The organism is Kitasatospora sp. NPDC018058, from assembly GCF_044327205.1.
GTDB lineage: Bacteria > Actinomycetota > Actinomycetes > Streptomycetales > Streptomycetaceae > Kitasatospora.
Genome location: NZ_JBIRFA010000018.1, coordinates 139,290 through 164,669 on the forward strand (window position 1 = coordinate 139,290; position 25,380 = coordinate 164,669).

Annotated in this window: 26 protein-coding genes and 1 pseudogene; 12 read left to right on the top strand and 15 right to left on the bottom strand. The window is 70.3% G+C overall.

What is annotated here, in order from left to right:
- Positions 1 to 159: 159 nt before the first annotated feature.
- The gene (locus ACH4E7_RS25595; RefSeq protein ID WP_396251375.1) at positions 160 to 606 is read left to right on the top strand and encodes a hypothetical protein; all 447 of its coding nucleotides are present in this window, start codon (positions 160 to 162) and stop codon (positions 604 to 606) included.
- 460 nt (positions 607 to 1,066) lie between these two features.
- A complete protein-coding gene (locus ACH4E7_RS25600) occupies positions 1,067 to 1,693 on the top strand; it encodes a DUF1707 domain-containing protein (protein ID WP_396251376.1) in 627 nt (208 codons plus the stop codon).
- Positions 1,694 to 1,764: 71 nt separating this feature from the next.
- On the opposite strand, the gene ACH4E7_RS25605 is transcribed toward ACH4E7_RS25600, so the two are convergent.
- Positions 1,765 to 2,013, bottom strand: a complete 249-nt coding sequence (locus tag ACH4E7_RS25605; RefSeq protein WP_396251377.1) for a hypothetical protein — start codon at positions 2,011 to 2,013, stop codon at positions 1,765 to 1,767.
- A gap of 790 nt (positions 2,014 to 2,803) precedes the next feature.
- Between ACH4E7_RS25605 and ACH4E7_RS25610 the strand changes: the two genes are divergently transcribed.
- The 3 genes from ACH4E7_RS25610 (at position 2,804) to ACH4E7_RS25620 (ending at position 6,157) form a co-directional block, all read left to right on the top strand.
- On the top strand, positions 2,804 to 3,154 hold the full coding sequence (locus ACH4E7_RS25610; RefSeq protein WP_396251378.1) for a hypothetical protein: 351 nt from the start codon (positions 2,804 to 2,806) through the stop codon (positions 3,152 to 3,154).
- Positions 3,136 to 5,754, top strand: coding sequence for a DUF6185 family protein (locus tag ACH4E7_RS25615; RefSeq protein WP_396251379.1), 2,619 nt, complete (start codon positions 3,136 to 3,138; stop codon positions 5,752 to 5,754). Before ACH4E7_RS25610 ends, ACH4E7_RS25615 begins: the two co-directional genes overlap by 19 nt.
- A gap of 205 nt (positions 5,755 to 5,959) precedes the next feature.
- Positions 5,960 to 6,157, top strand: a complete 198-nt coding sequence (locus tag ACH4E7_RS25620; RefSeq protein ID WP_396251380.1) for a hypothetical protein — start codon at positions 5,960 to 5,962, stop codon at positions 6,155 to 6,157.
- Between the two features lie 62 nt (positions 6,158 to 6,219).
- On the opposite strand, the gene ACH4E7_RS25625 is transcribed toward ACH4E7_RS25620, so the two are convergent.
- From ACH4E7_RS25625 to ACH4E7_RS25640, 4 genes are all read right to left on the bottom strand, one after another.
- Positions 6,220 to 6,618 (bottom strand): hypothetical protein, encoded by a 399-nt coding sequence (locus ACH4E7_RS25625; RefSeq protein ID WP_396251381.1) that lies wholly within the window; start codon positions 6,616 to 6,618, stop codon positions 6,220 to 6,222.
- 118 nt (positions 6,619 to 6,736) lie between these two features.
- Positions 6,737 to 7,015, bottom strand: a complete 279-nt coding sequence (locus tag ACH4E7_RS25630; protein WP_396251382.1) for a hypothetical protein — start codon at positions 7,013 to 7,015, stop codon at positions 6,737 to 6,739.
- Between the two features lie 143 nt (positions 7,016 to 7,158).
- On the bottom strand, positions 7,159 to 8,160 hold the full coding sequence (locus ACH4E7_RS25635) for an ArsR/SmtB family transcription factor (RefSeq protein WP_396251383.1): 1,002 nt from the start codon (positions 8,158 to 8,160) through the stop codon (positions 7,159 to 7,161).
- Between the two features lie 207 nt (positions 8,161 to 8,367).
- Complete coding sequence (locus ACH4E7_RS25640; protein ID WP_396251384.1) at positions 8,368 to 9,006, bottom strand: helix-turn-helix domain-containing protein; 639 nt, start codon at positions 9,004 to 9,006, stop codon at positions 8,368 to 8,370.
- Positions 9,007 to 9,123: 117 nt separating this feature from the next.
- Between ACH4E7_RS25640 and ACH4E7_RS25645 the strand changes: the two genes are divergently transcribed.
- On the top strand, positions 9,124 to 10,560 hold the full coding sequence (locus ACH4E7_RS25645; RefSeq protein WP_396251385.1) for an aminopeptidase P family protein: 1,437 nt from the start codon (positions 9,124 to 9,126) through the stop codon (positions 10,558 to 10,560).
- 45 nt (positions 10,561 to 10,605) lie between these two features.
- Here ACH4E7_RS25645 and ACH4E7_RS25650 read toward each other — a convergent pair whose 3' ends face one another.
- The 7 genes and pseudogenes from ACH4E7_RS25650 to paaK all read right to left on the bottom strand — a co-directional run bounded on the left by ACH4E7_RS25650 (position 10,606) and on the right by paaK (position 17,230).
- On the bottom strand, positions 10,606 to 11,208 hold the full coding sequence (locus ACH4E7_RS25650; RefSeq protein WP_396251386.1) for an aminotransferase class I/II-fold pyridoxal phosphate-dependent enzyme: 603 nt from the start codon (positions 11,206 to 11,208) through the stop codon (positions 10,606 to 10,608).
- Positions 11,209 to 11,242: 34 nt separating this feature from the next.
- Positions 11,243 to 11,578, bottom strand: a pseudogene (locus ACH4E7_RS25655) (GNAT family N-acetyltransferase); the annotation flags it as partial.
- Between the two features lie 58 nt (positions 11,579 to 11,636).
- Positions 11,637 to 12,308, bottom strand: a complete 672-nt coding sequence (locus tag ACH4E7_RS25660) for a class I SAM-dependent methyltransferase (RefSeq protein ID WP_396251387.1) — start codon at positions 12,306 to 12,308, stop codon at positions 11,637 to 11,639.
- 30 nt (positions 12,309 to 12,338) lie between these two features.
- Positions 12,339 to 13,607, bottom strand: coding sequence for a sugar ABC transporter permease (locus tag ACH4E7_RS25665; protein WP_396251427.1), 1,269 nt, complete (start codon positions 13,605 to 13,607; stop codon positions 12,339 to 12,341).
- A 71-nt stretch (positions 13,608 to 13,678) separates the two neighbouring features.
- Positions 13,679 to 14,458 carry an ATP-binding cassette domain-containing protein gene (locus ACH4E7_RS25670; RefSeq protein WP_396251388.1) on the bottom strand — a complete coding sequence of 260 codons (780 nt, stop codon included), beginning with the start codon at positions 14,456 to 14,458 and terminating at the stop codon, positions 13,679 to 13,681.
- A gap of 67 nt (positions 14,459 to 14,525) precedes the next feature.
- Entirely contained in the window at positions 14,526 to 15,638 is a 1,113-nt protein-coding gene (locus ACH4E7_RS25675; RefSeq protein WP_396251389.1) for a sugar ABC transporter substrate-binding protein, read from the bottom strand.
- 257 nt (positions 15,639 to 15,895) lie between these two features.
- Positions 15,896 to 17,230: a phenylacetate--CoA ligase PaaK gene (gene paaK, locus ACH4E7_RS25680; protein WP_396251390.1), complete on the bottom strand. Its 1,335-nt coding sequence runs from the start codon at positions 17,228 to 17,230 to the stop codon at positions 15,896 to 15,898.
- Between the two features lie 277 nt (positions 17,231 to 17,507).
- On the opposite strand from paaK, the gene ACH4E7_RS25685 reads away from it, so the two are divergent.
- The 3 genes from ACH4E7_RS25685 to ACH4E7_RS25695 all read left to right on the top strand — a co-directional run bounded on the left by ACH4E7_RS25685 (position 17,508) and on the right by ACH4E7_RS25695 (position 20,876).
- On the top strand, positions 17,508 to 19,052 hold the full coding sequence (locus ACH4E7_RS25685) for a hypothetical protein (protein ID WP_396251391.1): 1,545 nt from the start codon (positions 17,508 to 17,510) through the stop codon (positions 19,050 to 19,052).
- 20 nt (positions 19,053 to 19,072) lie between these two features.
- Entirely contained in the window at positions 19,073 to 19,399 is a 327-nt protein-coding gene (locus ACH4E7_RS25690; RefSeq protein WP_396251392.1) for a hypothetical protein, read from the top strand.
- 313 nt (positions 19,400 to 19,712) lie between these two features.
- On the top strand, positions 19,713 to 20,876 hold the full coding sequence (locus ACH4E7_RS25695; protein WP_396251393.1) for an ROK family protein: 1,164 nt from the start codon (positions 19,713 to 19,715) through the stop codon (positions 20,874 to 20,876).
- A 104-nt stretch (positions 20,877 to 20,980) separates the two neighbouring features.
- On the opposite strand, the gene ACH4E7_RS25700 is transcribed toward ACH4E7_RS25695, so the two are convergent.
- Complete coding sequence (locus ACH4E7_RS25700; protein WP_396251394.1) at positions 20,981 to 21,754, bottom strand: GntR family transcriptional regulator; 774 nt, start codon at positions 21,752 to 21,754, stop codon at positions 20,981 to 20,983.
- Positions 21,755 to 22,050: 296 nt separating this feature from the next.
- Here ACH4E7_RS25700 and ACH4E7_RS25705 point away from each other — a divergent pair, with 296 nt between their 5' ends.
- A complete protein-coding gene (locus ACH4E7_RS25705) occupies positions 22,051 to 22,860 on the top strand; it encodes an exodeoxyribonuclease III (protein ID WP_396251395.1) in 810 nt (269 codons plus the stop codon).
- A 451-nt stretch (positions 22,861 to 23,311) separates the two neighbouring features.
- On the opposite strand, the gene ACH4E7_RS25710 is transcribed toward ACH4E7_RS25705, so the two are convergent.
- Positions 23,312 to 23,722: a hypothetical protein gene (locus ACH4E7_RS25710; protein ID WP_396251396.1), complete on the bottom strand. Its 411-nt coding sequence runs from the start codon at positions 23,720 to 23,722 to the stop codon at positions 23,312 to 23,314.
- A gap of 71 nt (positions 23,723 to 23,793) precedes the next feature.
- Here ACH4E7_RS25710 and ACH4E7_RS25715 point away from each other — a divergent pair, with 71 nt between their 5' ends.
- Together ACH4E7_RS25715 and ACH4E7_RS25720 are read left to right on the top strand one after the other, a co-directional pair.
- Positions 23,794 to 24,351, top strand: a complete 558-nt coding sequence (locus ACH4E7_RS25715) for a hypothetical protein (protein ID WP_396251397.1) — start codon at positions 23,794 to 23,796, stop codon at positions 24,349 to 24,351.
- 32 nt (positions 24,352 to 24,383) lie between these two features.
- Positions 24,384 to 24,731 carry a hypothetical protein gene (locus ACH4E7_RS25720; protein ID WP_396251398.1) on the top strand — a complete coding sequence of 116 codons (348 nt, stop codon included), beginning with the start codon at positions 24,384 to 24,386 and terminating at the stop codon, positions 24,729 to 24,731.
- Positions 24,732 to 24,983: 252 nt separating this feature from the next.
- Here the strand turns inward: ACH4E7_RS25720 and ACH4E7_RS25725 are convergent, their stop codons facing one another.
- Positions 24,984 to 25,376: a hypothetical protein gene (locus ACH4E7_RS25725; protein ID WP_396251399.1), complete on the bottom strand. Its 393-nt coding sequence runs from the start codon at positions 25,374 to 25,376 to the stop codon at positions 24,984 to 24,986.
- Positions 25,377 to 25,380: the final 4 nt, after the last annotated feature.

Genomic DNA, 25,380 nt, shown 5'->3' on the forward strand with positions numbered 1-25,380 from the left:
CTGCCGCAACCGACCACTGTGACAGCTCCGTTCGACCCCACCTCGCCGACGGTGACCGCCCGCCGCGAAGTGGCGCTTTGGGCCCGGCTTCGCTCGAAGGTGTGAAGCCGGGCCACGAACCGCGCACGGCGCGGGAATCGGGTCCGTACCGTTCCTCCCATGACAGACGGGCTGACCGTGGACGAGGCCCTGCGGGCCTTGGCCGCCCTGGAGGCGGCGTGGAAGGACGACGACGAGGCACTGTCCGCCCTTGCGGCGGGCGGGGCCGAGGAGCGGCCGCTGCCGGCGTTGGTCGCCGCGTACGGCGAGTACGCGATGGACACGCTGATGGCCCTGGCCTTCGGCCTGCGGTCCAGCATGAGCGACGAGGAGATCGCCGAACTCTCGGACGCGGTCAGCGCCAACATCGGCGCCCGGATGAGCGCCCTGCTCGCCCAGACCCTCAAGGCCTGGGGCACCGTCGCCGCCCCGGACGACCTCAAGGTGACCAAGGTCATCGCCCACACCGTGATCGACGCGATGAGGGCCGTCACCGAGGAACCCGGCAGGACCGAAGTCCTGCCCCTACTGGCGACGTTCCGCAGCTACGCCCTCAACGGCACCTGAGGCGAGGACCTTCGGTGTGGGCTTCGAGCAGTCCTCGAAGCCCACACCCTCCAGGCATCTCTGACGCCTGGCAGCTTCCTCCCGAACGCCGGCGCTCCGATCCCGGACGGGACCATGGGACCTCACGAACTCAGCCAGCGCACTCCGCTCCCGGCAGGCCGACAGACGAGGGGCCGCGAGAGCATCCGGCATCCGCATACCGGCATCGTGACACGCGGCGGGTTCCGCGTTTGCGCTTGACCCCGTCGGCGCGGACCACCGACAGTACGGTCTTCGAGCGCTCCGAGCGCGGGTCAACACCGGCACGAACGCTACGCCACCCGACCGCTTTCCAGCCGGGCCTGGCGGGAACACCTATCGCGATATATCGTGAGTTCCCAGTCGCGTTGCCGCCCGCATCGCGAGGACCTTCGTCGAACCCAGGACGGGAAGTATGCCGGGAGAGATCTCGACCGCCGGGATGCACCCCGGCCACAGCCCGCAGCCCGCGATGCGGGCCTCGCATGCGGACCGGGACCGGGTGGTCGACCGGCTGAGTGTCGCGGCGGGCGAAGGCCGACTGTCCGCAGACGAATTGGACCAGCGCCTGGAAGCCGCCCTGTCGGCGCGAACGGTCGGCGAGCTGACCGAACTCACCGCCGACCTGCCGCCCGGGCCGGTCTTCGCCGGCGGGGTTGTGGCAGAGGCCAAGGACGTCCTCCGGATCGAGCAGAGTTTCAGTCCGGTCGAGCGGGTGGGGCGCTGGGTGGTGCCGCGACGGCTGGAGCTCTGCGTGCAGTGGTGCGAGGTGACCCTCGACTTCACGCAGGCGGTGATCACGCAGGACACCTTGCAGGTCGACGTGAACATGCAGGGCAAGAACCTGACACTCGTCGTCGGGCCCGGCATCGTGGTCGATACCGATGGACTGAGCCTGGTCTTCGGCAAGCTCAAGGACCACCAGGCTCCGGACCCCGATGTGCCGATCGCGCTACGGGTGGAACTGGTCGGCCAGAAGAGCTTCGGGCGCGTCATCGTGCGGCAGCCACGGAGGACGGCCGGCCGGTGGCTGCTGAGGAAGCCCGCATCCCTGCCCGCCGGCGACTGACCCGCCCGCTGCCCGGACCTGAAGACCGTCAGCAGACCGTTCTGATTCAGGACCGGCACGGGGCTGCCCACCTACTGCGGATCGCTCGGGTTGGGGTTCCCGATCACGGCCCAGGCGCCCCAGGTACCGGGCGCCGTCTGCGCGACGGTGACGATCCGGTCGTCACTCAGCCGGATGCCGAAGAGGTGGATCAGCCCGCTGTTGTCCCTGATCACCCCGAGCGCCGGGGCGAGTGGATCGCCGCCGGGGATGGGGGTCGGGCCGTTCCACGTGCCGCCCGACACGGTCTCCCGCCACACCTGCGCGTGGCCGTCGAGCACCGCGAAGGCGTTCAGCAGGTTGCGCGGCCTTGGCCCCGGCGGCGCGGCTCTCCGCGTAGGCGCAGGTGCTCGGGTAGTACCGCGTCACCCACGTGCTGTCAGTCGCCTCCCCAGCCGTCAGGTACACGGTGACGGACGGATCCGAGTACTCCCGGCTGATGTCGGGGTTCATGAACAGGATGTCGTCGTCCTGGTGCGCGACGATCTGCATGAACGATTCCGTGACGGGTGAGGAGTCGGCCGCCGCTGTCGGCACTCCTCGGCCGGTCGCCACAGTGGTGAACGCCAGCGCGCCCACCAGTGCGGCCCTGGCGGCAGTTCTGATCCGCATCTTGTCCGCAAGTCCCCCGTGAAGGCAGGGGACACCCCGCCCCCGGCGAAAAATGATCACTGTGTCCCATGGCGATCAACTTCGTCACGGGTTGCGGAGACACGGTCATGGCACCGACGATCCGTCAACTCCCCAAAACGGACAAGGGTGTTGCAGCCGGTCAGGAACGGTCGAGTGCGAGGTCGGGGTGTGACCGGTCGTGGTCGCCGGCGGCGACGAGGTGGCGCCGGCCGGCGACGCCGAAGGCGGACCAGACGACCGCCCCGAGCCGGCCAAGGAACAGACACCACACCCCACGTCAGCCGAGCACGCCCACGCCTCGGGCCTACCGCCCTGCGGGATTGGGCGCATCACTCCCCTGTTGCAAGCCGACACCTGGGAACTTATGGTGATCGTACGTATGCGTCTAGTTACAAAACGGAGGCGATAGTGGCCAGCCAGGCAAGGAATCCCAGGGGGGTGCTCCCACCGTTCGAGGAGGCCGAGGGACTCGGACCGCAGGACGCGACGTTCGTCCAGGATCTGATCGCGGTCTTGGAGAAACACGGCAACCTGGAGCGCTTCGGCCTGTGCCTGCTGCACGACCACTTCCCCCTGGCTGCGGACGAGATCCTGGTCGAGACGAACGATGCCGAGACGCGCACCCTCCACACTCGCGTGGAGAAGGCGAACGGGACCATGCACAGCAAGCCCACCCAGTGGCGCTTTCTCCCGGACGTCCACCACTCACGCCGCGCAGAGTTCACCGGTGGCCCCTATGAGGCCGTCCTGCTGTGCGACCCTTACAGCGGATGCCCAACGCGGAAATGACTGCCCTGGCGTGGCGGTGGATCGTGCTCGCCTTCGTGACGCTCGGATGGTGGGGAGCACAACCGACACAGACCTACGCCGCTGATACGTTCAATTGTCCGACTCAGCAATTCAGCAAGACCACCAAGCTTACCTTTCGTCAACACTATCCGGATTTCGTCGAGGTTCGGCAGACGACAAGCATCAAGGTGCCGGAACAGTCGAAGGGGCTCACGGACGACCTGACGCTCGGCGCAGATACGGCAGATTATCAAAATGCCATGTACTGCCTGCTGCACGGAAACAGTACGCCGCCGGTGACGTTCGGAGACTGGCACCCAGAGTGGCGATCCGCCAGTTCCCAGGTGACCAATGACGACAGCCTGGTGACGGTGCAATACGAGTCATGGAATTTAATCAAGGACTCTGGTGGATTCGAAGTCGGCCCATGGGTAGTCGGCGTCAGACCGGGCCAAGCCTGGGAAGTCGACCTTCACACACCAGGCGCGCCGGGCGCTCCGCGTGGAGATGCCTTGTGGGATTCGATCGAGGTCGATCCGGGCGGCCTGGAACTGGAAATCAGCGACGCCTCTGCGGTATCGAGCACACATGAGGACGGCAGTAGAAAATGGCTAGGGAGCCCGGATATTACGGTCAAAGTGGTGCCACCATGGGCTTTGGTGCCGAGTGGCCACGCCACCTGGATCGTGACTCTGGGACTCGTCTCCTGGTGGATCTGCGCCTCGGCCGTGATCGCAGTGTCGGTATGGCGTTTCAAGAAAACCGCCAAAAATCCTGATGGGGAGGCCGCCGGCGCTTTAGCTAAAACGGCTTTGGAGTGGGCGGCCCTGAGTACGGCCCTTGGCTTGACGTTGCTTCTACTGCTCCATAATCCCTCTGCCACGGCAAATCGCTGGCGTGCCCTCATTGGAATTTCGTCGGGTCTTACTCTGGTCCTTCTCGCGCGCCCTTGGCTCCCGTTGGCGCAGGGATCCGACGACAGAGGGTTGCCGAAGCGAAAAAAAGCGGTGGTCAACGCCACCCTGGCAGCAGCGACGATCGGCCTGCTGGTGATCCTGGTTCCCGATCTCTTCAATCTCTCGCCGCAACTCATGCCCGAATCCTCGCCCCCGGCTACCGGAATTGTCGGGCTGGCCCTATTGGACCTGTCCATCGTGTGGCTGTGGCTGGCGGCGATTGTCGCATGGGCCTGGTGCTTTGTGCGAGAAGGAGATCTGAGCACGTTCTTTGGCGACGGCGAATCCGAGCATCCCGAACCCTCGGCCGACAGCGAATTCGAGCATCCCGCGCCCTCAGGCGACGGCGAATCTAAGAATCGTCTCCGCCCTCTGATTGCCATCGGAGCAACGCTCTTCGGGGCCGCAGTCGTGGTGGTGGCCTGCCGGTGGCTGTCCTTTCACCTCATGTGGGAACGTGCCAACTGGGCGGGGGAAGCGAGCATTATTTTCGGGACCGATTACAGAAGCTACCTGAGTCGGCAACTCGCAGATTTCGCATCCGGAGGCCCCCAATGGGTGTACAGCTATACGTGGATGCTGGCGGGCATTGCACTTGTAGCGCTACTCCATCTTAGCTTCAAAAGACAAGAAACCCTCGAGCTCATGCGGCCGGAAAAAGTGGATCTGCTGCTGGTAGCCGCCATCTTCGCCATTGTCGTGGCATTGAGGGGGGTCATGTTTGCAGGACGCTCGGCAATGGTGTACGGCCTCTGGCTACCTCTGAATATGGTCGCACTCTACGCTACGGTGAAAGTGGGGCGCCGATGGTCCGTGCTGTACCGAGCGAACCGAAGAGCGGGGCATAACTGCGTCGTGAAAGAGCTGAGCAAACCGGAAGACTACAACCGCCTGATGAAGAAAGCGCTGAAATGCCACGACCTGCTCCATCGGCTACACCTCCTTGATCGCGGACACGCGGAGGAGAAATCGCGAGACCAACTGGAGCACAAACTGCACTCGCTGCACCAATGGCGACCTGAGGGATGTAGCCAAGACTGCCTACCGGACGAGGTATCCGTCGTAGACGTCGCCCTCAGCTTGGGGCCAGATCAGTATTGGTGGGGCAACGCACGCAAGGCCGCCCGCTGGGCCGCCCTCTTCGGAATTCTCCCGAGCGTGGCAACCGCCTGGTATGAGCATGTATACGATCGACATTGGACGCTCACGCTCAGCGCACCTACAGGCATCCCGGATACGGTCGGAACGTTCCTGGTGCAAGAGGTCTCTTTCACCGGTGCAGGACTGGTCCTGGGGGCATTGTGGCGCATACTGCCCGGAGAGCGCGGCCCGATGCGAGCGTTCAGCCTGTTCATCGCCTGGCTCGTTCCCATCGGCGTAGTCGCAGGCGTCGCGCCCGGCCTCATCGTCGGCGCAGAATTGGACAGGGCAGTCCTCACGGCCCTCCTGATGCTCATGGTGCTGACAGTGACGAGCATGTGGATGGACACCGATACCTTCCGTCGCGAGCGGCAGCACTGGCCAAGTCGTCTCGGTCTGTTGGTGTCGATCTATCAGGTGCACGGACTCTCCGGACAGATCGCCTATCTGACCGCCCAGATGGTAGCCGTGCTGACGATCTGGCAGAAGATCAGCGGAAAATGAATCTCGGGTTGACCTTCAGGGCGTGAGCGATCTCGGCTGCCGTGATGCCTGTTGGTGTGCCCACGTTTTCACCGCTGGATCCTCATCCACCCCGCGACAACGGAGAATCCACCCGTTGAGACGGCGAGGAAGATGAGAACGAACACCAGCACGGTCGCCGCTTGAGGAATGTCGCGGTTGGGCCCGGACCGAGACGCCCGGCGCCGTGGCGCTCGCCGCCGCCGTCGCAACAGTCGCCAGCGGCACCACGGACGCAACGGCCGACCTGCGCGCAGCCATCGACCTCCTGATCGCCCTCACCCCCCTCGGCCTCGGTGCCTTCGGCGGCCGGGCCGAGGAGGCGGCCCGCCTCCTCATCACCGCCGCCGTCGCACGCGGCGACCGCGCCGCCCGGGCGGCCTGAACAGCGCCCCCGCGCCGGGCACCGTGCTCCGTCTGAGGCGTCAGGGGTTCGCCCCTGGTGCCTCAGTGGCCTTCCTGGACCGGGAACGGGCCGGTGTCCCAATGCAGCCGGAACGGCCCGCTGCTCGGGCGGTCACTGTGCAGGTGGCGGCGGCCCTCGCCGAGCGGGCCGAGGTCGAGGGGTGCCAGGGTACCGGCGGTCAGGGCGGCGGCCTCGGCGTCGGTGAGCGGCAGGATGGTGACGTAGGAGGCGTCGTCCCCGCCCGACCAGTCGGTGAACTCGGTCCAGATCCAGGCGAACCGCTGCCTACAGGCCAGGCAGCGCCGGACGGACACGGCGAAGTGCGAGTCGGCCACCACCGCCGTCTCGTGCGCGAAGCCCTCGCGCTGGCGCCCGTACACCGCCTGCGCGTCCTCGCCGTAGCAGGACGCGCAGCCGAACTCCGTACCCGGCTCGTGCATCTCGTCAACTCCCCCGTTCCGCAGCCCACGAGTGATGACGTCGGCGCAGGAAGTCGGCAAGACGGACTTCCTGCGCAGCGGTCATAGTGATCATCATGCCGCACGGGCGCGCTGCCCCCTATGCCGGGCGGGTGGTCCCGATCTGCAACAGGTCTGGCGTCCGACGGCGCGGCATGCCCCGGTACGGGCAGTGCACCGCGTCCTCGTCGCCGGCCGCCCAGCCGCGCACCCACGCCGCCAGCAGACCGTCGTCGATCCGCAGGGTGCCGTCCGGCAGCAGCCGTCCGATGGTGTTGGAGGGGTCTGAGAGCGCCACCGTGCACTTGGCGACCGTGCCGTCGGCCCGGATCACCAATCTGACGTCGATGCCGCTGGTGCCGGGGTTCGGAGTGCTCATGGCGACTCTCCTTGCAGAGGATGGTGCGGAGAACGCGCGAGGGTAGCGGCCCTCGCCGCGCCGACGGCTCTTCCGCACACCGTCGACCTCTGCCACTCCTGGCGGGCCGCCCGGACGACGGGCCCCGGACCGCCGGCGCGCGGCTACAGCGCCCGCGCGACCTCCGGGTTGTCGAGCAGCAGGTCGCGCCCGACCTCGCTGAGCGCGTGCCGGACCTGCTTGCCCTCCCGCTGGGTGGTGATCAGCCCGGCGGCGCGCAGGGCGGCGGCGTGTGCGGAAGCGGAGGGCGGGGTGATGCCGAGCAGCCGGGCGAGTTCGGTGGTGGAGCAGGGGCCGCCCTCGATGGCGCGCAGGGCGCGGGCGCGGGCGGGGCCGAGGACTGCGGCGAGGCCGTCGGCGGTCGGGGGTGTCGGCTTCGCCGTGGCGGCGCCCCGGGAGCCGAGCGGGTGGACCAGCAGGCTCTGGCGGCCTTCGGCCACCAGCAGGCCGATGCCGTTCTGCACGAAGTAGTTGGGGCGCAGTTCCAGCCCGCGCCCGCCCAGGGCGAAGTCGCCCGACCAGTCGCCGAGGGCGCACTCCAGCACCCCTTCGTCGCGCCAGCGCGCGTTCGGGTGCAGCGAGTCCAGCATCGCGCCGACGCCGGCGCGGGCCGCGGTGCGGGCGCGCTCGGCGATGTCGGCGTCCAGCTGGCGGCGGATCTCCGGCCAGTCGGCGGCCAGGCAGGTGCGGAACAGGGCCCAGGCGCCGTCGGTGATCCGGCGCAGGCCGCGGGTGCCGTCGTCGCGCAACCGGGCGAGCGCGGCGGGCAGTTCGGCCTCGCTGCCGTACATCGCGAGGTCCTGCTCGAAGGTCTGCTGCGGGACGGCGAGGACGGCGTCGAGTTCGTCGGTGAGCTGGCGGCGGGCGGCCTCCAAGTCCGCGCCCATGAAGTTGGGGACGCCGGCGGCACTGGCGTTGACCAGGTCGAGGAAGGGGGCGGCGCGGTGCGGGACGTGCCGCCGGATCTCCCGCCACCAGCGGTCGCGCCGCAGTCCGAGGCACTCGTGCACGCCCTGCCGGGCGGTGCCGGTCAGCAGGTGGTCGAGCGGGGAGACGGCGAAGCGGGTGTTGGCGAGGTCCGCGATCCCGAACCTGAGTGCGAGCACGAACCCTCCCCTGTTCCCCGCAACGCCTTGACCTGGCGCTTTCTTGACCTTTAGGCCCAGAGGCTAATGCATGGCCGCCCGCCCGCCGAGGTTGGCATCCTTCCCGGGGTCGGCGCCCCGGGGCCCCCACCACGAGGGGAGTGGGGGCCTCGGGGCGATTCGTTCGACAAACCGAACGAAGGAGCTCGGGCGCCGAACCGGGGCCGGTCAGTGCCCGTGGCCCGGCACAGGCTGCCCGTGGCCCGGCGCGGGCCGTTCGGCCGCCTCGGCCAGGTGCAGCCGCTGCTCGGCCCGGTGTTCCAGCAGGAGCACCGAGCGCACCGGCCCGCCGTCCACGGCGGTGTAGGAGTGCGGCAGCGAGGCGTCGAAGCCGACGTAGTCGCCCGGGCCGAGCTCAACCTCGCAGCGGCCCGCCCTGACCCGCAGTCGGCCGGCCTGGACGATGGTGTGCTCGGTCCCGGTGTGACCGCCGGAGATCTGGGTGCCGTCGGTGCGCACCTGCTGGTCGTAGAGCTCGAACACCGTGTCCCCGGCCTCGATTCGGCGCAGCGGGCGCAGATCGACGCCGCGTCCGCTCAGCACCTCGGCGTCGGCGGCCCGCACCACGGTCACCTCACTGGAGGGCTGTCCCTCGACCAGGTCGGAAATCGGCACGCCGAGCACCCGGGAGAGCCCGAGCACGGTCTCCAGGGTCGGGTTCCCGGCACCGGACTCCAGCTGGGAGAGGGTCGCCTTGCCGATGCCCGCGCGCCGGGACAGCTCGGACAGCGACAGCCCTCGCTGCGCCCGGACCCGCTTCAGGTTGGCGGCGAGGAGGCCCCGTACCGACCCCTCGGAGTTGTTCACGCTCGGCCTCTTCTCTTCGGACCCTGTTCGATATACCGTACAAAACGCTTGTTACGTACCAGGCAGGTCAGCGTAGCGAAGCGCGCCGCATCCCCGCCCTCATCTGGAGAGTCCGCAGTGACCGAGCCCACCGAGCCCATCAAGTACCGGAAGAACGGTCTCACCCGCGGGGTGACCGAGGAACTCGCCGAGAACATGAAGCAGGGCTGGGCCGACACCGAGCGCCGCGCCCTAGAGCCGATCCCGCAGGCCGCGCACACCGAGCGCCGGCGCGCCGCGCTGTCCGCCGCCTTCCCCGGCGAGCTGCTGGTGGTCCCGTCCGGCAACCCCAAGGTGCGGGCCAACGACACCGACTACCCGTTCCGCCCCTCCTCCGACTACGTCTACCTGACCGGCGACCAGTCTCAGGACGCCGTCCTGGTGCTGGAGCCCACCGGGGAGAGCGGCCACCGCGCGGTGCTCTACCTGCGCAACCGCTCCGACATCGAGAGCGGCGAGTTCTGGCTGGACGGCCACGGCGAGCTGTGGGACGGGCGCCGCAACAGCCTGACCGAGAGCGAGAAGCTGTTCGGCCTGCCCTGCCGGGACGTCCGCACCGCGCGCACCGACCTGGCCGCCGCCACCGCGCCGGTGCGGGTGCTGCGCCGGCACGACGCCGGGGTGGAGGCCGCCCTCGGGGAGCGCGCGAACCCCGAGCGGGACGCCGAGTTCGAGGTCTTCCTCTCCGGACTGCGCCTGGTGAAGGACGAGTTCGAGATCGCCCAGCTGCGCCACGCCTGCGAGGCCACCGCCCGCGGCTTCGAGGACGTGGTGCGCGTCCTCGGCACCGACGCCGCGACGCCGGAGCGGCTGATCGAGGGGACCTTCTTCGTCCGCGCCCGTCTGGAGGGCAACGACGTCGGCTACAGCACCATCGCCGCCGCCGGGCCGCACGCCACCACCCTGCACTGGGTGCGCAACAACGGCCAGGCCCGCCCCGGCGACCTGCTGCTGCTCGACGCGGGCGTGGAGACGAACGAGCTCTACACCGCCGACGTGACCCGCACCCTGCCGGTCTCCGGCCGCTTCACCGAGCTGCAGCGCAAGGTCTACGACGCGGTGTACGCCGCCCAGGAGGCCGGCATCGCGGCGGTGCGGCCCGGCGCGGACTTCCGCGACTTCCACCACGCCGCCCAGCGCGAACTGGCCGAACACCTCACCGCCTGGGGCCTGTTCGGCGACCTCACCGCCGACAAGGTGTACGAGCTGGGCCTGCACCGCCGCTTCACCCTGGCCGGGACGGGCCACATGCTGGGCATCGACGTCCACGACTGCGCCCATTCGCGCACCGAGGAGCACGTCGACGGGCAGCTGTCGCCGGGCATGGTGCTCACCGTCGAGCCGGGCATCTACTTCCAGCCCAACGACCTGACGGTGCCGGAGGAGTACCGGGGCATCGGGGTGCGGATCGAGGACGACATCCTGGTCACCGAGGACGGCAACGAGAACCTCTCCGCCGCCCTCCCCCGCCGCTCGGACGAGGTCGAGGCCTGGCTGGCCGACCTGCGCGGCTGACGACGACGGCACCCGGCGCGGACACGCCCCGGGTGCCGCAGCCGGTCACTTCAACTTGCGGAGAGCCGCGGCCATCCGCTCCACCGCGTCCACCACATCCTTGGCCGGGCGGGCGGTGAAGCAGAGCCGGTAGAACCCCGGCACGGGGTTGTGCATGACGCCGCCCGGCAGCAGGCTCACCTCAGTGGGCTTGGCGGCGAGGTAGTTGAACAGCCACTCCTCGTTCGGGTCGAGGCCGTCCGGCCCGATGACCGGCAGTTCGGCGTGGCCCTGGTCCGCGCGCTTGCCGAGGTACTTGGTGAGGTCCAGCCAGAAGAACATCGCGGAGTTGTCCCCGTCCCGGTGGACGTACGTGATCCCGGCCTGGTCCAGCGCGCCCTTGACCGCGCGGAAGCTGTCGCTGAGCAGCCCGGGGTACTTCTTCATCGCGTACGTCGTGTAGTGCTCGCCGTCGTGGCGGGCGCTGAGCAACTCCCCGAGGACGTACGTCTTCAGCGAGTCGAACGGGGTGAACCAGGGCAGCGGGTGGGTCCGTTCGGCCGGGTCCTTGCTGCCCAGCATGACCCGGTGCACCGCCGGGTTCTTGGAGAGCACGAAGCCGGTGCGGAAGCCGGACAGCCCGAAGTCCTTGGCGAAGCCCCACACCACGTGGATCCGGTCGGCGAACTCCCGGTACGCCTCCAGCGTCAGCCCGGTGGCCGCCGAGTGCGGCGAAACGCTCCTCGGCGGCCACCGGCAAGGCGGCGCCGATGCCCCGGCGGCGGTGCTCGGGGTCGACGGCGAGGCGGTAGAGGTGGCAGCGCCAGCCGTCCCAGCCGGCGATCACGGTGCCGAGCAGGGTCGCCTGGTCGTCGGCCGGGGTGGCGACGATCAGGCAGTCCGGGTCCCGGGCGAGCAGCGCGGCCACGCCCGCCTCGTCGTCGGTGATGCCGGTGCCCTTGGCGGCCCGGGCCCAGAGGGCGAGCAGGGTGGGGATCTCCGCGGGCACGGCGGGACGCAGCACGATCTGTTCGGTCATGTCGGCCTGTCTAGCAGCGCGTTCGGTCGCGCCGCCCGGAATTTCACGGCGTGAACGGTCAGCCCAGCCGCCACACCGTGGTGGTCTTCACCGCCGTGTCCTCCAGGTCCGCCACCACCGGCACCCGGTAGGCCGCCACCGCCGTGAAGCGCTCCCGCGGCAGGTAGGCACGCCCCGGGTCCCCGACGATCACGGTGGCCCCGCGCGCCGCGGCGCGCTCCAGGAACGGCAGGAAGCGCGCGGCCATGGCCCGTTCGTAGAACACGTCCCCGGCCAGCACCACGTCGGCCGGCGCGCCGTCCCCGTCCACCAGGTCCACCAGCGCACCGTCCACCCGGACGCCGTTGGCCTCGGCGTTCAGTCCGATCGCGGCCACCGCGTAGGCGTCGATCTCGGCCGCCCGCACGGCCGAGGCGCCGCGCAGCGCGGCCGCCACCCCGACCAGACCGGACCCGGCCGCGATGTCCAACACCCGGCGCCCGTCGACCAGTTCGGGGTGGTCGAGGACGTAGCGCGCGACCGCCACCCCGCCGGCCCAGGCGAACGCCCAGAACGGCGGCGGCATTCCGGCCTCGCCGCGCTCGCGCTCGCTGGTCTCCCACAGGGCGATGGCGTCCTCCGCCATGTGCAGACGGATCTCGGGCACGAAGGGGACGGGCGACAGCTCGGTCTCCCGCCGGATGAAGGCGAGGTCGGAGCCCGCCTGCAGAGTTCGCAGCTCAGTCGGCATGCCCGCAGCATAGGGCCAGCGCGGCACCCCTCACGCCCGACCGGCGGCCTTCTGGGTGCGGCGGGCCAGCGAGTCGACCACGACGGCGGCCAGCAGCACCGCACCCGTGATCATGAACTGGATGGCGTTGCTCAGGCCCTGGATGTTCATCCCCGACTGGATCGACCCGATCACCAGCGCACCGAGCAGCGCCGACCAGGTCTTGCCGCGCCCGCCGAACAGGCTGGTGCCGCCGATGACGGCCGCCGCGATCGCGTTCATCAGCAGGTTGCCGCCGCCGGAGGTCTGGCTGGCGGACTGGATCTGCGCGGCCAGGAACAGGCCGCCGACGGCCGCCATGGTGGAGCAGATGGCGAAGACGCTGATCCGGATCCAGGCCACGTCGATACCGGCCCGGCGGGCGCCCTCGATGTTGCCGCCGAGCGCGAACACCTGTCGACCGTAGCCGGTGCGGCGCAGCACGAAGTCCAGCACCACGATGAAGATCAGGAAGATCAGCAGCGCCAGCGGCAGCCCTTTGTACTGGTTGAGCGTGTAGGCGGCGAGGAAGGCGACGATGGCGAGCAGGACGGTGCGCAGGACGATGTCGGCGACCGGCCGGGACGGAACGCCCGCGGCCTGACGCCTGCGCGCGTCGAGGAGCGACGCGACCAGGAACAGCGCCACGCCGATCGCCGCTGTGCCGTAGGCGGCGATCTGCTGGCCGTAGATGGTGCTGTAGAGCCGGGAGACGATGTCGTCGCCGGAGAGGTTGACGGTGCCGGTGCTGCCGAGGATCTGCAGCATCAGGCCGTTCCAACCGAGGTTGCCAGCGAGGGTGACCACGAAGGCGGGCACGCCGACCTTGGCGAAGAAGATGCCCTGGATCGCGCCGACCACCGCGCCGCCGACGAGGGCCGTGAGCAGCGCGACCCACTGGTTGACGCCGTTGGTGACGTTCAGGACGGCGTAGATCGCCGCACAGAGACCGCTGACCGAGCCGACCGACAGATCGATCTCGCCGAGCAGCAGGACGAAGACCACGCCGATCGCGATCATGCCGGTGCCGACGATCTGCTGGGACAGGTTGGAGAGGTTCTGGGCGGAGAGGAAGCTGCTGTTGAGGCTGCCGAACACGGCCCAGATCACGATCAGGGCCAGCACCACGGGCAGCGAGCCGAGTTCACCGCTGCTGACGCGTCGGCGGAACTCGCCCACGTAGCCCTTGATGCCCTCCTCGCGCACGATCAGCCGGGGGTCGACCGCCGGGGTCGCCTCGGGTGCCACCGGGACGGGCGCGTTGACGCCGCCCCTGGGCATGGTGTCCTCGGGCAGCGGGATGCGGTGGCGCTCGGGCCCGCCGCCGGGGGCGCTCCCGGAGATGTTCTCGCTCACTGGACACCCTCCTGGCCACGGGCCTTGCGGCGGGTCACGGCGTTGTCCGTGGCGCCGGTGATGGCCGAGATGATCTCTTCCTGGTTGGTGTAGCGCTTGTCGAAGACGCCGTTGTTGCGGCCCAGGCGCAGCACCGCGACGGTGTCCGCGACGGCCATCACGTCGGCCATGTTGTGGCTGATCAGGATCACGCCGTGGTTCTGCTCGCGCAGCCGCTCGACCAGGTCGAGCACCTGGGCGGTCTGCTCGACGCCCAGGGCGGCGGTCGGCTCGTCCAGCATCACGACCTTGGGCGAGCCGATCAACGCGCGGGCGATCGCGACGACCTGGCGCTGGCCGCCGGAGAGCGAGGCGACGGGGATCCGTACGCTGGGGATGCGGATGGAGAGGGTGTCCAGCAGCGCCCGGGAGCGCTTCTCCATCGCGACCTCGTCGAGGACGGTGAAGCGCCGGATCTCGCGGCCGAGGAAGAGGTTCCCGACCACGTCGATGTTGTCGCAGAGCGCGAGGTCCTGGTAGACCGTGGCGATGCCCAACTGCTGGGCTTCCTGCGGGCGGTGGATGGTCACCGGCCTGCCCTGCCACTCGATGACGCCCTCGTCCGGCTGGTGGACCCCGGCGATCGACTTGACCAGGGTGGACTTGCCGGCGCCGTTGTCGCCGACCAGGGCCACCACCTCGCCGGCGTGCACCTCCAGATCGATGTCGGTGAGCGCCTGGACGGCGCCGAACCGTTTGGAGACCCCGCGCAGGGCCAGTACGGTCTCACCTGCCACTGTGACCAACTCCCTTTCCCCGCCTTCGGGGTGGAGGCGAAGCACGCTCGTTTCGGGGTTCGCGGGACTACTGGAGGCCGGCCGCGGTGCAGGCGGCGGCGTAGTCCGGCGTGCAGATCTGGGCGACGGTGTAGAGGCCGTCCTGGACCACGGTGGTCTTGATGTTGTCCTTGGTGACCACGATCGGGGTGATCAGGTTGGCCAACACCTTGTGGTTGCTGCCGTTGGTCGCCGTCGTGGGCACGAGGGTGGGTGCGGGGGTCCCGCCGGCGGCCATGGCGACGGCCAGCGCGGCCGCGGCGTCGCTCTCCGGCTTGAACGGCTTGTAGATCGTCATGGTCTGGGTACCGGCCACGATCCGCTGGATGGCGTCGAGTTGGGCGTCCTGACCGGTGAGGGGGACGTTGATCCCGGCCGCCTTCTGCGCGGTGGCGATACCAGCGGCCATGCCGTCGTTGGCGGAGTAGATGCCGACCACGTTGTCCGGGCCGATCGCGGTGATGCCCGCCGCGGCCTCCTGGTTGGCCGTGTTCGGGTCCCACTGCGGGGTGTCGTACTCCTTGCCGATCTTCAGCTTGCCGTCGATGGCGCTGTGCGCGCCGGCCTTGAAGTCGGCCGCGTTGGGGTCGGTGGGCGAGCCGTTGATCATGATGATCTCGCCGGCGTTCGCCTTGGCGCCCACAGCCGAGACCAGGGCCTGGCCCTGCAGCTGGCCGACCTTGTGGTTGTCGAAGGAGACGTACGCGTCGACCGGGCCCTGGGCCAGGCGGTCGTAGGCGATCACCTTGACGCCGGCGTCGTGGGCCTTCTGGACGGAGGACTGGATCGACTTGGAGTCCACCGCGTCCAGGATCAGGACCCTGTCCCCCTTGGTCAGGGCGGTGTCCACCTGGGTCTGCTGGAGGGTCGCGTCCTGGTTGGCGTTGTAGTAGTCGATCTGGGCTTCCGGTGCCAGCTCCTTGATCTTCTGTTCGATCAGCGGGCGGTCGAACTGCTCGTAGCGGGTGGTCTTGCTCTCCGGCAGCAGCAGGCCGATCCGCACGGCTCCCACCGCAGTGCCGCTCGCGCCGCCCGGGGCACCACCACTGGAGGCCTGCTTGGCAGTACCGCAGGACGCCGCGCCCAGGCCGAGGAAAACCACTGCGGCCACCGCGAGGGCGTGGCGAAGCCCGTTGCTCATGAGGATGCCTCTCCGGTTGAGTCCACCCCCTCACCTCAGAGTCTGGGAAACTCCGGGCCGCACCACGATCCGGATGCGCCGAACGGGTCGCGGCTGGACGTCCCCCCGGGTGACCGTCTACATTTCTGTAGACGTCGGAGGCGTACGACCTCACCCCCCGGACAGCCGTGCGCCTCCGACTCCCCGTCGACCCGGCCGCGCCCGTCGACGCCCCGTCGGCTCAGCCGCGCTCGTCGGCGCCCCAGCGACCCGTCGGCTCAGCCGCGCTCGTCGATCACCCGCTTGATCTTCCCGACCGAGCGCTCCAGCGTGTACGGATCCACCACCTCGGCCGCGACCGTCACACCCACGCCGTCCTTCACCGCCCGGACGATCGCCGCCCGCGCCGCCTCCCGCTGCTCGACGGACGCCTCCGGGCGGGCCTCGACCCGCACCGCCATGTGGTCCATCCGCCCCTGCCGGCTCAGCCTCAGCTGGAAGTGCGGGGCGACGCCCGGGGTGCGCAGCAGGATCTCCTCGATCTGGGTCGGGAAGACGTTGACGCCACGCAGGATGATCATGTCGTCGCTGCGCCCGGTGACCTTCTCCATCCGCCGGAAGGACGGCCGCGCGGTGCCGGGCAGCAGCCGGCTGAGGTCGCGGGTGCGGTAGCGGATGACCGGCAGCGCCTCCTTGGTGAGCGAGGTGAAGACCAGCTCACCGCCCTCGCCCTCCGCCAGCACCTCGTCGGTGAACGGGTCGACCACCTCCGGGTAGAAGTGGTCCTCCCAGATGTGCAGCCCGTCCTTGCTCTCCACGCACTCCTGGGCGATGCCGGGGCCGACCACCTCGGAGAGGCCGTAGATGTCGACGGCGTGCAGGTCCAACCGGTCCTCGATCTCGCGCCGCATCTCCTCGGTCCAGGGCTCGGCGCCGAAGATGCCGACCTTCAGCGAGCTGGCGCGCGGGTCGACGCCCTGCTTCTCGAACTCGTCCAGCAGGGTCAGCAGGTAGGACGGGGTGACCATGATGATCTCGGGCCGGAAGTCCTGGATCAGCTGGACCTGCCGGGCGGTCATGCCGCCGGAGGCCGGGATGACGGTGCAGCCGGCCCGCTCGGCGCCGTAGTGGGCGCCGAGGCCCCCGGTGAACAGCCCGTAGCCGTACGCGATGTGCACCTTGTGGCCGGGTCGGCCGCCGGCCGCGCGGATCGAGCGGGCGACCACGTCGGCCCACATGGAGAGGTCGTTCTCGGTGTAGCCGACCACGGTCGGGCGCCCGGTGGTGCCGCTGGAGGCGTGGATCCGGCGGACCCGCTCCATCGGGACGGCGAACATCCCGAAGGGGTAGCCCTCGCACAGGTCGGCCTTGGTGGTGAAGGGGAAGCGGGCGAGGTCGTCCAGGGTGCGGCAGTCCCCGGGGCGCACGCCTGCCGCGTCGAACTTGCGGCGGTAGAGCTCGACGTTGTCATAGGCGTGCCGCAGGGTGGCCCGGAGTCGGTCGAGCTGGTGGGCGCGCAGTTCGTCGACGCTCATCCGCTCCCCGGCATCGAGGAGCTCGGGTGGAATCGGCTCCCCCAGGCGTCGGCGCGGGTCGGGTGCGCTGCCGGTCATCGTCGCTCCTTCGCAGGTCGGCCGATCCGGGAAGCCCTACCGATCGTTCGGTCAGGGCAAGCCCAGGCCAAGTAACCCAGCGCCCGAACCACCTGTCAAGAGTTCGCGCAAGGGTCCCGGAATGTGAAGTTCCGGCACCTTCGTGCCGAAGTCGCTCCACCCGCTTGGCTGGCCGATATGAAAATCATTACGGAATTTTGACCCGTAGGCTGCCGCTTCCGGCCCGGACGCATGGTTCAGTAGTGCGGCTTCTCCCCTGCACCCCGGAGTGATCACTTTGGCCTCGACCCCTGCGCTGGTCAGCGCGCTGCGCGAGCTCGGCGACCGGCCCGCCGTCGTCGCCGACGGGCGCGCGATCAGCGGCATCGGCCTGCTGCTCGGCGTCTCCCCGCCGGGCGGCCTGCCCCGGGCCCTCGCCGAACGCGTCGCCGGACACGCCGCGCTGCCGCCCTCCGCCGCCCGGACCGCCGAGCAGCGGCTGCGGTACTGGGCGGGCGTTCTCGGCCCGCCGCCGATCCGACACACCGTGCTGCACCCCGCCACCGACCTCGCCGTCGAACTCGCCCTGGCCACCCTGCTGGCCGGCGGCACCGTGCACTGCGCCGACCCCGAACAGCAGGCCGACGAGCAGCTCGCCGCCCTCGCCGCCAACGGCACCACCCACCTCAGCCTGCCCTCCGCGCTGCTGTGGCGGATCAGCCGGCAGCCCGGCCTCGCCGAGCACGACCTCTCCGCCCTGCGACTGGTCCTGCACGTCGGGCCCGAGCCCCGGCAGGACGACGTGTACGCCGCCGTCGACGCGCTCGGCGCCGTCCTCGCCCACGTCCGCGCCCCGCACAGCCAGGCCGAGGCCGCCGACCGCCGGCTGCGCGCCGATGCGGAGGCCGCCACCGCCGTCGCCTGGAAGCACAGCATCGGCGTCACCACCGAGCAGGTCACCGAATTCGGCACCCACCTCGACCGGGCCGTCCTCACCGCGCTGCTGCACACCCTCCAGCAGGCCGGCGTGCTCACCGACCCCGCCCGCGGCTGCTCCGAGCCCGAACTGCTCGCCACCGCCCTGGTCACCCCCGCCCAGCGCCCCCGGGTCGGCCGCTGGCTGGACGCCCTCGCCCGGCACGGCCTGATCACCCGCCAGGACGGCGGCGCCCAGGGCCCGCTCTTCCACGGCGCACCCGACGTCACCGCCGCCGAGGTCCGGGAGGCCTGGCGCCCCGCCGTCGAGGCCTGGGCCGACGGGCTCGGCCCCGCCGCCGTGCTCGACCGGGTACGGCGCGGCGCGCTGCGGCTGCCCCGGCTGATCACCGGCGAGGAGGCCTCCCGCCCGGCCGCCGCCCCGGTCCGCTGGGCCGCCGCCCGCGGCTACCTCGGCGCCGCCGTGGGCGCGCTGGTGCGCGGCACCGCCGAGGCCCACGACGGGCCTGAGCAGCTGCGCGTCCTCGAACTCGACCGCGACGGCGCCGAGACCGCCATCACCCGCGCCCTGGCCGCCCGCCCCCGGCAGAACGCCGACCACCACCTCACCCCCGACGGCGGCCGCTACGACGTCGTGGTCGCCACCGCGACCGGACGTCCGGAGGAGGAGGTCGCGGCACTGGTCGAACAGCTCTCCCCCGGCGGCCGGCTGCTGCTGTTCGCGCCCACCGTCGAACAGCTCGACCAGCTGATCACCGGCGACGCCCAGGGCCCGACCGCCCACCCGGCCGAACGCTGGCAGGCCGCACTCACCGCCGCCGGCTGCCCGACCGTCCTCACACTGCCGGAGGACGGGCACCCGATGGGGCTGCTGGGGCAGCGGCTGTTCGCCGCCAGGATCGACTAGGCACGACTACGATCGGGCGCATGGCCGCTTCCGTGCGCTCGATCCGCTCCCGGGCCTCACTGGGCTCGATCGCCTCCATCGGTTCCATCGGCTCGCTGCTGTCCATCGGCTCGGTCGGCTCCGTGCTCTCCGTCGGGTCGGTCGGCAGTGTGCTGTCGATCGGCTCGGCCGGCTCGGTCCTCAGCGCGCTGTCGGCGTGCTCCTGGCTGAGCGTCGGCTCGCTGCTGTCGGTGCGCTCGCGCTGGTCGGTGCGTTCGGCACGGGCGCTCCGGGCGGTGCGCGCCGTCGGTCCGTGCGCTCAGCTGGTCCGTGCGGGGCGCGGCGCCCGGGTCACGGACCGTCCGTGACCGACCGGCACTGCCCTGATCGCGGTGCGGGCGTGTCTTGTGGCCCGACCGCGCGCCACCATCCGATCCGTACCATTTCGATACCGAAGCCCGGATGAGCTGCGGGCATCCTCCCCGCGCCGGGCGGTACCCGGGTAGGCTCCGGTCCGGGCTGCTCCATCGGACAGGCCCCCAGCCTTCCGGCCCTGGTGCAGGCGGCTCCCCGCCGCCCGTGCCGTGTCCCCGGGGGCACCACCCCGCGGGCCATTCGGTGGGCTCCGCGCACTCGACACCGCGCGCCAGGGCAGTCGCGCGAACGGCGAAGGGCATCGCATTGGCGGATCGGCTCACCGGAGGAGACTCCTCGCTGCTGCGACGGATCAACGCGGCGGTCACCCTTCGGGCGCTGCGGGCCGGCCACTCCGTGACTCTCACTCAGCTCGTCGGTGAGACCGGACTCTCCCGGCCGACCGTCGAGGGCGTGATCGAGGGTCTGGTCGAGACCGGACTGGTGGCCGAGGTCGAACAACCCCGGGAGGACGGCCAGTCGAGCACCGGCCGCCGCGGCCGCCCGGCCCGCTGGTTCCGCTTCCGCGCCGAGGCCGGACACATCCTCGGCATCGAGATCGGCGTGCACGACGTCCGGCTCATCCTCGCCGACCTCACCGGCGAGGTGGTGGGCAGTCACTTCAAGCCGGTGGACGAGACCCTGGAGGCCGAGGACCGGCTCGCCGCCGTCCGCACCGCCGTCGCCGAGGTGCTGCGCAAGGCCGGGATCTCCCGCGACAACCTGTGGGCCGTCGGCATCGGCACCCCCGGCATCGTGGACCGCGAGGGCACCGTCCGCCTCGGCACCGCGATGCCCGGCTGGACCGGCCTGGACCTCGGCGCCCGGCTGCGCCGCTCGTTCCGCTGCCCGGTCCTGATCGAGAACGACGCCAACCTCGCCGCCATCGCCGAGCACTGGCAGGGCGCGGCGGTCGGCGCCGACGACGTGGTGTTCGTGATGGCGGGCCTGAGCCCCGGCGCCGGCTCGCTGATCAACGGCAGACTGCACCGCGGCTTCGGCGGCGCGGCCGGCGAGATCGGCGCGCTTCACCTGCTCGGCCAGGAGGTCACCCCGGAGAAGCTGCTCTCCACCACCGGCAAGCCGCTCAACCCGCTGGACGAGGCCGCGGTCGCCCGCGTACTGCGGCTGGCCCGGGAGGGCGACGAGGTGGCCAAGGTCGCCATGGACCGCTTCCTCACCCGCCTGGTGCAGGGCGTCGCGGCGCTGGTGCTGGCCATCGACCCGCAACTGGTGGTGATCGGCGGCTGGGCGGCCGGGCTGGACGGCGTGCTGGAACCGCTGCGCGAGCGGCTGTCCCAGTTCACCCTGCGCGCCCCCGAGGTGGCGCTGGCGGCGCTGGGCTCGGAGGTCGTCGCGATGGGCGCCCTGCGGGTCGCCCTGGACCACGTCGAGGACCAGCTCTTCGCCGTCGCCCCGCCCCGGATCTGACCGGATCCGGATTCGACCGGGCCCGCCATCGTCCGCCGTCAACGGCAAAGGCCCGAACGCCACTTGGGCGTCCGAGCCTTTGCCTGAGGGTGTCGGGAGATGGTTCAGGAGGCGGTGCGGACCTCAGTCGCCGCGCCGACCGGGGTGACCTCGACCAGACCGGTCTCGCCGAAGGTCAGCTTGCAGGTGTCCGCCCGGTACGTGGCGACGGCGAGCGCCACCAGACGACCCGCGGAGGCGTACTGGGTGGTCATGACCAGCACCGGCGTGCCCGGGGGGCGCTCCAGCAGCAGGGCCTCCTCGGCCTCGGCGACGCCGAGCTCGACGGCGCGGGCCTCACCGTCGACCTCCAGGCGTTCCAGCTGGCGCAGCACCGAGCGGGCGCGGTCGCTCTCGGCCCGGAAGCCGGGCAGGTGGGGCAGCGCGGAGGCCGGGACGTGCAGCGACTCGCTCGCCATCGCACGGCCCTCGACCATGCGGACCCGGCGGACGGTGTGCACGGTGGCACCCTCGGCGATGCCCAGGTTCTTGGCCAGCTGCGCGGAGGCGGGGGCGGTGGTGCAGTCGACGGTGCGCCAGGCCTGGCTGCGGCCGGCGCCGGGCCAGCCCTCCTCCTGCCGGTTCACCGGGACGCCGACCCGCGGGGCGGCGATCAGGGTGCCGATCCCCCGGCGGCGGACCAGGCGGCCCTCCAGCTCCAGCTGGTCGAGCGCCTGCCGCAGCGTGGCCCGGGCCACGCCGAAGCGGGCGGCGAGCTCGCGCTCGTTCGGCAGGACCTGGCCGGTGGAGAACTCCGAGTCGATGGCCCGCAGCAGCACCGTGCGCAGGTGCCAGTACTTCGGTTCCGGCACCGACGAAAGCTGTCCTGTCGTTCCCACCGTGTCCTCCACCCTGCTTCTGTCCGCCCTGACGAGGAGGGCGGATCCGGGCCCGCTGCCCGCTGTTGCGGCAGGTGGGAGAGCGGTCCTTTATCCGTCCTTCTTTATTAAAGGTCCTTGCAGTAAGCGACCCTAGGTGCTGCCTCCGGAGATGGTCAAGACCAATGGCAGGGCTTGATACGACTGTCGCGGGGATTCATGCCGCGTTCACGACAGCCGCTGACGGGCGGCTCGGCACCACCGGCCGCAGCGCGTCACACTTCGGGGCGGGCGGGTCCAGTCGGTACGCTGCCCGGGTGATCGTGGTGACGAGTGTGAACGTGAATGGAATCCGGGCGGCGGCCAAGAAGGGCTTCATCGAATGGCTGGCCGGAACCGAGGCGGACGTGATCTGCCTCCAGGAGGTGCGCTCCGAGCCCGGACAACTGCCCGTCGAACTGCGTGACCTGGACGGCTGGCACGCGGTCTGGGCCCCCTCCGTCACCAAGGGCCGGGCCGGCGTCGCCGTCCTCTCCCGCAAGGAGCCGCAGCGCACCGCGATCGGATTCGGATCGGAGGAATTCGACAATACGGGCAGGTACGTCGAAATCGACCTTCCCGGCCTGACCGTCGCCAGCCTCTACCTCCCCTCCGGCGAGGTCGGCACCGAACGCCAGGACGAGAAGGAACGCTTCATGGCGGAATTCCTCGACCACCTGACCGCCCTGCGCGCCCGCGCCGCCGCCGACGGCCGCGAGGTCGTGGTCTGCGGCGACTGGAACATCGCCCACCGCCCCGAGGACCTCAAGAACTGGAAGGCCAACCAGAAGTCCGCCGGCTTCCTCCCCGAGGAACGCGCCTGGCTCTCCCGCGTCTACGACGAGGCCGGCTACGTCGACGTCGTCCGCGCCCTCCACCCCGACCGCACCGGCCCCTACTCCTGGTGGTCCTACCGCGGCCGAGCCTTCGACAACGACTCGGGCTGGAGAATTGACTATCTGATGGCCAGTCAGACACTTGCGAACACCGCCGTCGAGGCCTACGTCGAGCGACCGGCCTCCCATGCGGAGCGCTGGAGCGACCACGCGCCAGTGACCGCCGTCTTCGACCTTGACCAACTCCTCTAGTACTTCGTGAAGTTCGGGCAGTTGGCTTCGGCTGCTGCGGTCGCCGCGCGATCTGCGCAGAGTGACGACCGCAGCTGCTACGGCCCCGCAAAAGGACTACACGGCGATCACCGGTTCCTGAGTGAGGGTCAGTTGATCTTCTGGAAACGACTCGGTTTGTAAAAACCAAAGTCGTCTGGCGGCGGCGCGGGCGACGAATGGTATCGAGACCTATGCGCTGAACCTCGTGCTGTTCTGTCGTTTCCTCCACGAGTCCCGGACCGGGAAGTCGATCTGGGTGCACGGGCAGGGGTGTTGCAAAGTCCGGTGATCTCGCGAGTTCGCTGGTCAGGCAATGCCCAGGAGGTCGAGCAGGCGGGTGAAGGGCTCGTAGGAGGCGTGGCGGAGGCCGGCGGCGATGGTGCGGGCTCGCGCGGATTGTTCACCGGTCTCGACAGCGCCGAAGAGAACGTCAGACGTGCCCGCGCAGCCGGACCAGGATCGTGTCGCCGGGCAGTGAGGCGAGGTACGCCTCACTGCCTGGCCACACGGTGGGCCCCGGCCGTTCGTGGGGGCACTGGCTCGGGTCGCAGGTGGCGTGCACGGCGTTGCTGCCACCCTCCAGCCACCAGCCGTCGAGGGTGAGCACGTCCGTGCTCGGCGGGTACGGCGAGGTGAGCCGGCGGATGTAGGCGTCGCGGTCGCCGTCGTGGGTGATGACGGGGTGTTCCGCGGGGTTGGGGAAGCTCAGGTTGCCCCGGCGGAGGCTGTGGGGGTGGTCGAGGAACGCCCGGATGAGCGGCTGGCCGCGGTAGGCGGCGAACATGTTCTCGCCCCGGCGGTCGTCCGGGAAGGCGTCTGGGTCGTTCCACCAGCGGTCCACGAACGACCAGGCTCCTGCCGGACCTCGACCACGCCCTGGCCCTCGCCGTGGAGCGGGAGATCGCGTCGTTCATGCCCAGCATGAACGAACTGGCCGACGACCGGCCCGCCACCTGGCAGTCACCCCAGCCGGCCACCAACCTCCCCGAGGTCCCGGACCGGCCGATGCCGACCTTCCCCCTCGACAGCACCACGCTGCACGGCGCGGCAACCGAACTACTCGACCAGGCATGGGAACTGCGCTTCGACGACGAGGACCGGACGTCCAAAGCGCTCGCCGGCGGCGGCCACGTGATGTGCCAGATGTTCCAACTCCCAGAGGAACTGGCGCCGCTGATCGAGGCCGAGGCCGTCCTGCTCGCCCTGAACGCCGCCGGCCTGCACCCCGTCAGCCTGTCCGATCCCCGCCTGCCCGCCATGGTCGCCGCGTTCGACACCAAGCCCGTGCACGAGCAACGCGCACTGCTCCGCATGGCGGCCCGGCCCTGGCTCGACGCCTCCACCACTGCTGGCCGCGCGCACGCCGCCACCACCCGCACCATCCCACCGACTCCGCAGCACCCCAGCGGCCCCACTGATCGGCCGCCGCCCCTGTCGCTACCCAACCGCAATCCCGCGCTGGGCCGTTGAATCGGCCTGGCCCCGATCTCGTGTGAGAACCCGTGCCCACCACCCCTGCCGACGCCGAGCGCTTGCTGGCCGTCACCCCGATCCACCTCGCCGGCCCCGGCCACGAAGACGTCCCCTGGCATCTCGGCGCCCACTTCGGCTGGTTCCGCCACGACAGCGCCGATCCGGACGTCGCCCTCGTCAGCGCCTGCGAGCGCGCCACCTTGACCCGGCCCGCCGCAGCGCCCGCCGGGCAGGGCCGGCTGACCCTGACCGTGGGAGACGACCGCTTCGGCGAACCGTGGTCGGTCTCGTTCGACGAGCAGGCCCCCACCGAGATCACCGCATCGGTGCTGTACGCGGTCGCCTACGGCCTGAACGAGTGGCCCGGCCTGCGCTGAAGCCATGATGCCTCCACTAGCTCGGCGATCGGGATGCCAGCGTGTCAGCCGCCTGCCCTGACCTGTCTGTGAGTTGCCGAGTTGCGATGCCGACGCTCCGGCTTACATGGAGCTCCCCGGACTGCGACGGTCGATCGAAGCTTCACCAAGTGCAAGCGGGAGCCCGCAGTTCCGGGGACGGGCTGCGGGCTCCCGCTGTTTTTGCTCGACGTGGTGTTGCGCTGTTCCTAGTGGGTGCGGACGAGTCGGCGGTTAACGCGCCGTATGGCGCAGGGTGCGGGTGACGACGACGATGGCCAGCGCGCTCGCGAGGATGAGCATGGCGACCGAGAGGGCGATGTGCGGCATGCCGCTGTCGTTGCCGTACTTGATGATGGTGAAGATGCCTGCCGGGGCTGCGGCCAGCGTGGCGAGTTCACCCATGCCGTTGATCAGCTTTTCGGCACTGGCTTCGGGCACCTTGACCTTCCCTTCGGCTCCGGTGGGGTTGAGCGTGAACGATGCTTCTGCGCTCTCCGGGGTCTTGACGAAGTGGGTGTCCTTGATGGCGACCTCGCGGGGTTCGGCCTTGGACTCCTGTGCCTGCGTCGGGATGGTCTGGCTGTCCGACATGATGTCGGAGCCGATCTGCTGGGTGTGGTTCATGGTG